General features: G+C 56.1%; 3 rRNA genes. All 3 read left to right on the top strand.

Features of this window, described 5'->3' with window-relative positions:
- Positions 1–592: 592 nt before the first annotated feature.
- The 3 genes from J1M38_RS11480 to rrf all read left to right on the top strand — a co-directional run bounded on the left by J1M38_RS11480 (position 593) and on the right by rrf (position 5,955).
- Positions 593–2,115 (top strand): 16S ribosomal RNA (locus tag J1M38_RS11480).
- Between the two features lie 439 nt (positions 2,116–2,554).
- Positions 2,555–5,646, top strand: a 23S ribosomal RNA gene (locus tag J1M38_RS11475).
- 192 nt (positions 5,647–5,838) lie between these two features.
- A 5S ribosomal RNA gene (rrf, locus tag J1M38_RS11470) occupies positions 5,839–5,955 on the top strand.
- Together the 16S, 23S and 5S rRNA genes form the textbook arrangement of a ribosomal RNA operon.
- Positions 5,956–5,984: the final 29 nt, after the last annotated feature.

Raw genomic sequence — 5,984 nt, 5'->3', positions numbered from 1 at the left:
TTCGTGTGTAGAGTTCCATCTCGTGCTCAAGACGCCGACCGGGTGACCGGGAGGCGGGGTGAAGAACACAGAATCCGCGGATTCATGCCGAGAATGGCAGGTCCAGGGCGGGTGGTGCTCACCGGGTGCGCGGCCGGCAGTGATGCGGGTCGGGATTCCTGAAGAAGATGATCTGGTTTGACAGCCGGGGATCATGTGGTAAGCTTTTCGAGGCCTTCCACGTGGATGGTCCGGTGAGTGTCTGGCCCTGCGGAAGCGGAGTTGACATTGTCGGATCGCGTGGTAAGGTTTTCTAGCCCGGCCATGTGAACAGACGGTGAATGCTTCGGACACGGAGTTGACACGGTCGAAACGGATGGTCTAGGATGGAGAAGTTGCTCCAGAGCGAAACGGCCCGCGGAGCGGGTCGCTGAAGCTGGAAGCGCCTGTTGTTTGAGAACTCAATAGTGTGCCAAGTTTGTTGATGCCAATTGTTTTAACACATATTGGTTGATCATCGCCTGCCACCCCCGTGGTGTGGTGATGGTCTGCCAGGTATTGAATGGATGTCGTGGTGGTTATTTCCGGCTGCCACGGTGTTGTTCTGTAATTTTTTACGGAGAGTTTGATCCTGGCTCAGGATGAACGCTGGCGGCGTGCTTAACACATGCAAGTCGAACGATGAAGCCCAGCTTGCTGGGTGGATTAGTGGCGAACGGGTGAGTAACACGTGAGTAACCTGCCCTTAACTCTGGGATAAGCCTGGGAAACTGGGTCTAATACCGGATAGGAGCGTCCACCGCATGGTGGGTGTTGGAAAGATTTATCGGTTTTGGATGGACTCGCGGCCTATCAGCTTGTTGGTGAGGTAATGGCTCACCAAGGCGACGACGGGTAGCCGGCCTGAGAGGGTGACCGGCCACACTGGGACTGAGACACGGCCCAGACTCCTACGGGAGGCAGCAGTGGGGAATATTGCACAATGGGCGCAAGCCTGATGCAGCGACGCCGCGTGAGGGATGACGGCCTTCGGGTTGTAAACCTCTTTCAGTAGGGAAGAAGCGAAAGTGACGGTACCTGCAGAAGAAGCACCGGCTAACTACGTGCCAGCAGCCGCGGTAATACGTAGGGTGCGAGCGTTATCCGGAATTATTGGGCGTAAAGAGCTCGTAGGCGGTTTGTCGCGTCTGTCGTGAAAGTCCGGGGCTTAACCCCGGATCTGCGGTGGGTACGGGCAGACTAGAGTGCAGTAGGGGAGACTGGAATTCCTGGTGTAGCGGTGGAATGCGCAGATATCAGGAGGAACACCGATGGCGAAGGCAGGTCTCTGGGCTGTAACTGACGCTGAGGAGCGAAAGCATGGGGAGCGAACAGGATTAGATACCCTGGTAGTCCATGCCGTAAACGTTGGGCACTAGGTGTGGGGACCATTCCACGGTTTCCGCGCCGCAGCTAACGCATTAAGTGCCCCGCCTGGGGAGTACGGCCGCAAGGCTAAAACTCAAAGGAATTGACGGGGGCCCGCACAAGCGGCGGAGCATGCGGATTAATTCGATGCAACGCGAAGAACCTTACCAAGGCTTGACATGTTCTCGATCGCCGTAGAGATACGGTTTCCCCTTTGGGGCGGGTTCACAGGTGGTGCATGGTTGTCGTCAGCTCGTGTCGTGAGATGTTGGGTTAAGTCCCGCAACGAGCGCAACCCTCGTTCCATGTTGCCAGCACGTAATGGTGGGGACTCATGGGAGACTGCCGGGGTCAACTCGGAGGAAGGTGAGGACGACGTCAAATCATCATGCCCCTTATGTCTTGGGCTTCACGCATGCTACAATGGCCGGTACAATGGGTTGCGATACTGTGAGGTGGAGCTAATCCCAAAAAGCCGGTCTCAGTTCGGATTGGGGTCTGCAACTCGACCCCATGAAGTCGGAGTCGCTAGTAATCGCAGATCAGCAACGCTGCGGTGAATACGTTCCCGGGCCTTGTACACACCGCCCGTCAAGTCACGAAAGTTGGTAACACCCGAAGCCGGTGGCCTAACCCTTGTGGGGGGAGCCGTCGAAGGTGGGACCAGCGATTGGGACTAAGTCGTAACAAGGTAGCCGTACCGGAAGGTGCGGCTGGATCACCTCCTTTCTAAGGAGCATTAGTGCCCGTTGCATCACCGCGTGTGTGATGGCGGGTTGCTCATGGGTGGAACATCAATGAATGGTGCCAGTGGTGGTGCCGGCAGTGCTCGAGTACGTCATGCCTTTGCGGGTGTGGTTGGAATGGGTGGTGTTGGTGGCTGCGAGCTGGTGTTGGCACACTGTTGGGTCCTGGAACAGCAGGCACCCTGATCTGTGAGGGTTGGGGTTGTTGTTTCTGGTCTCCGTATCTTGTGAAGCTGGCCTTGTGGGTTGGTGGATGGGGTGTGGGTTGTTGTTTGAGAACTGCATAGTGGACGCGAGCATCTTATTTTTTTTGTTGCTGCATCGTTGATCGCACTGTTCCCCCTGGGGTGGTGTGTGAGGTGTGGTGATGCCGAGAATGACATCTTAGTTAGATATTGCTCATTTGAGGACTTTCATTGTGTGTGAAAGTTTCCAAGGGCGCATGGTGGATGCCTTGGCAACAGGAGCCGAAGAAGGACGTGGGAATCTGCGATAAGCCTGGTGGAGTCGATAACCGGACGTTGAGACCAGGATTTCCGAATGGGGAAACCCCGCACGACGTGTCGTGTGACCCCCGGTTGAACACATAGACCGGGTGGAGGGAACGTGGGGAAGTGAAACATCTCAGTACCCACAGGAAGAGAAAACAAAAGTGATTCCGTTAGTAGTGGCGAGCGAACGCGGATGGGGCTAAACCGTATGTGTGTGATACCCGGCAGGGGTTGCATGTGCGGTGTTGTGGGCCCCTCCTTGTCATGTCTGCCGGCATGGCGCAGTGAGGTGCGGGCATATAGACGAACCAGTGTGGATGCTGGACCGTAGAGGGTGAGAGTCCCGTAGTCGAAATGTGTTCCGCCGCTGTTGGAGGGTTGCCCGAGTAGCACGGGGCCCGAGGAATCCCGTGTGAATCTGCCAGGACCACCTGGTAAGCCTGAATACTACCTGTTGACCGATAGCGGATCAGTACCGTGAGGGAATGGTGAAAAGTACCCCGGGAGGGGAGTGAAATAGTACCTGAAACCATGTGCCTACAAACCGTTGGAGCCTCCTTGTGGGGTGACAGCGTGCCTTTTGAAGAATGAGCCTGCGAGTTAGTGATACGTGGCGAGGTTAACCCGTGTGGGGAAGCCGTAGCGAAAGCGAGTCTGAATAGGGCGATTGAGTCGCGTGTCCTAGACCCGAAGCGGAGTGATCTACCCATGGCCAGGTTGAAGCGCGTGTAAGAGCGCGTGGAGGACCGAACCCACTTCAGTTGAAAATGGAGGGGATGAGCTGTGGGTAGGGGTGAAAGGCCAATCAAACTCCGTGATAGCTGGTTCTCCCCGAAATGCATTTAGGTGCAGCGTCACGTGTTTCTTCCCGGAGGTAGAGCTACTGGATGGACGATGGGCCCTACAAGGTTACTGACTTCAGCCAAACTCCGAATGCCGGGAAGTGAGAGCGTGGCAGTGAGACTGTGGGGGATAAGCTTCATAGTCGAGAGGGAAACAGCCCAGACCACCGGTTAAGGCCCCTAAGCGTGTGCTAAGTGGGAAAGGATGTGGAGTTGCTGAGACAACCAGGAGGTTGGCTTAGAAGCAGCCACCCTTGAAAGAGTGCGTAATAGCTCACTGGTCAAGTGATTCCGCGCCGACAATGTAGCGGGGCTCAAGTACACCGCCGAAACCGTGGCATTCAGTTTTGCTGGATGGGTAGGGGAGCGTCGTTCACGAGGTGAAGCCAGCGGGTAACTTCTGGTGGATTGTGGACGAGTGAGAATGCAGGCATGAGTAGCGAAAGACGGGTGAGAAACCCGTCCGCCGGATGACTAAGGGTTCCAGGGTCAAGCTAATCTGCCCTGGGTAAGTCGGGACCTAAGGCGAGGCCGACAGGCGTAGTCGATGGACAACGGGTTGATATTCCCGTACCAGTGAAGAACCGTCCATGTTGAGCCGGTGATACTAACCGCCCGAACCATCCCGAACCCCGTCTTTGACGGGGTCGGTGATGGGGAGCGCGGGACCTGAACCGGGGAGGCAAGCGCATTAACAGGTGTGACGCAGGAAGGTAGCCGGGCCGGGCAATGGAAATGACCTGGTCTAAGGGTGTAGGGCTGCCGGTAGGTAAATCCGCCGGCTGTATGCCTGAGACCTGATGGGCGCCCACATGGTGGGTGATCCGGTGATCCTATGCTGCCTAGAAAAGCATCGGCGTGAGGTTCAAACTGCCCGTACCCTAAACCGACACAGGTGGTCAGGTAGAGAATACTAAGGCGATCGAGAGAATCATGGTTAAGGAACTCGGCAAAATGCCCCCGTAACTTCGGGAGAAGGGGGGCCCCAACCTTGAGCACCACGTGCTGGTGTGAGGGGATCGGGGCCGCAGAGACCAGGGGGAAGCGACTGTTTATCAAAAACACAGGTCCATGCGAAGTCGTAAGACGATGTATATGGACTGACTCCTGCCCGGTGCTGGAAGGTTAAGGGGACCCGTTAGCTTCGGCGAAGCGGAGAACTTAAGCCCCAGTAAACGGCGGTGGTAACTATAACCATCCTAAGGTAGCGAAATTCCTTGTCGGGTAAGTTCCGACCTGCACGAATGGAGTAACGACTTCCCCGCTGTCTCAACCATGAACTCGGCGAAATTGCATTACGAGTAAAGATGCTCGTTACGCGCAGAAGGACGGAAAGACCCCGTGACCTTTACTATAGTTTGGTATTGGTATTCGGTGTGACTTGTGTAGGATAGGTGGGAGACTGTGAAGCGGGCACGCCAGTGTTCGTGGAGTCGCCGTTGAAATACCACTCTGGTCACTCTGGATATCTAACTTCGGCCCGTGATCCGGGTCAGGGACAGTGCCTGATGGGTAGTTTAACTGGGGCGGTTGCCTCCTAAAATGTAACGGAGGCGCCCAAAGGTTCCCTCAGCCTGGTTGGCAATCAGGTGTCGAGTGCAAGTGCACAAGGGAGCTTGACTGTGAGAGTGGCAGCTCGAGCAGGGACGAAAGTCGGGACTAGTGATCCGGCGGCTCGTTGTGGAACGGCCGTCGCTCAACGGATAAAAGGTACCTCGGGGATAACAGGCTGATCTTGCCCAAGAGTCCATATCGACGGCATGGTTTGGCACCTCGATGTCGGCTCGTCGCATCCTGGGGCTGGAGTAGGTCCCAAGGGTTGGGCTGTTCGCCCATTAAAGCGGTACGCGAGCTGGGTTCAGAACGTCGTGAGACAGTTCGGTCCCTATCCTCTGCGCGCGTTGGAAATTTGAGAAGGTCTGTCCTTAGTACGAGAGGACCGGGACGGACGAACCTCTGGTATGTCAGTTGTACCGCCAGGTGCATGGCTGATTAGCTACGTTCGGGATGGATAACCGCTGAAAGCATCTAAGCGGGAAGCCGGCTTCGAGATGAGATTTCCTTGCCCCTTTGAGGGTGTGAGGCCCCCAGCTAGAACACTGGGTTGATAGGCTGGATGTGGAAGCGAGGACTGAAGACTCGTGAAGCTGACCAGTACTAATAGGCCGATGACTTACACACACTCTTATCCTATTGCTTGCTTCAAGGTGATGGGTTGGTGTTCGCGTCCGCTGTGCGGTTGTCTGATTGCAACCGGCTGTCTGCTTGTTGGTGGGTGGTTGGGGTGTTTTGAGTTGAATAGTGTCACTGTTGTGTGACCCGTAGGTTTCCCTGCTGTTGCCCGTGTTGAGGGTGGTGGTGTGGGGTTAGGGTTACGGCGGTCATAGCGTGGGGGAAACGCCCGGTTCCATTCCGAACCCGGAAGCTAAGGCCCACAGCGCCGATGGTACTGCAGCCGGGAGGTTGTGGGAGAGTAGGTCGCCGCCGGACATTCTTTGAGGGAGGGCCTCGCACCGTTG

Source organism: Micrococcus sp. KRD070 (genome assembly GCF_017168435.1).
Lineage (GTDB): Bacteria > Actinomycetota > Actinomycetes > Actinomycetales > Micrococcaceae > Micrococcus > Micrococcus luteus.
This window is presented reverse-complemented; position numbering and strand designations above follow the sequence as displayed.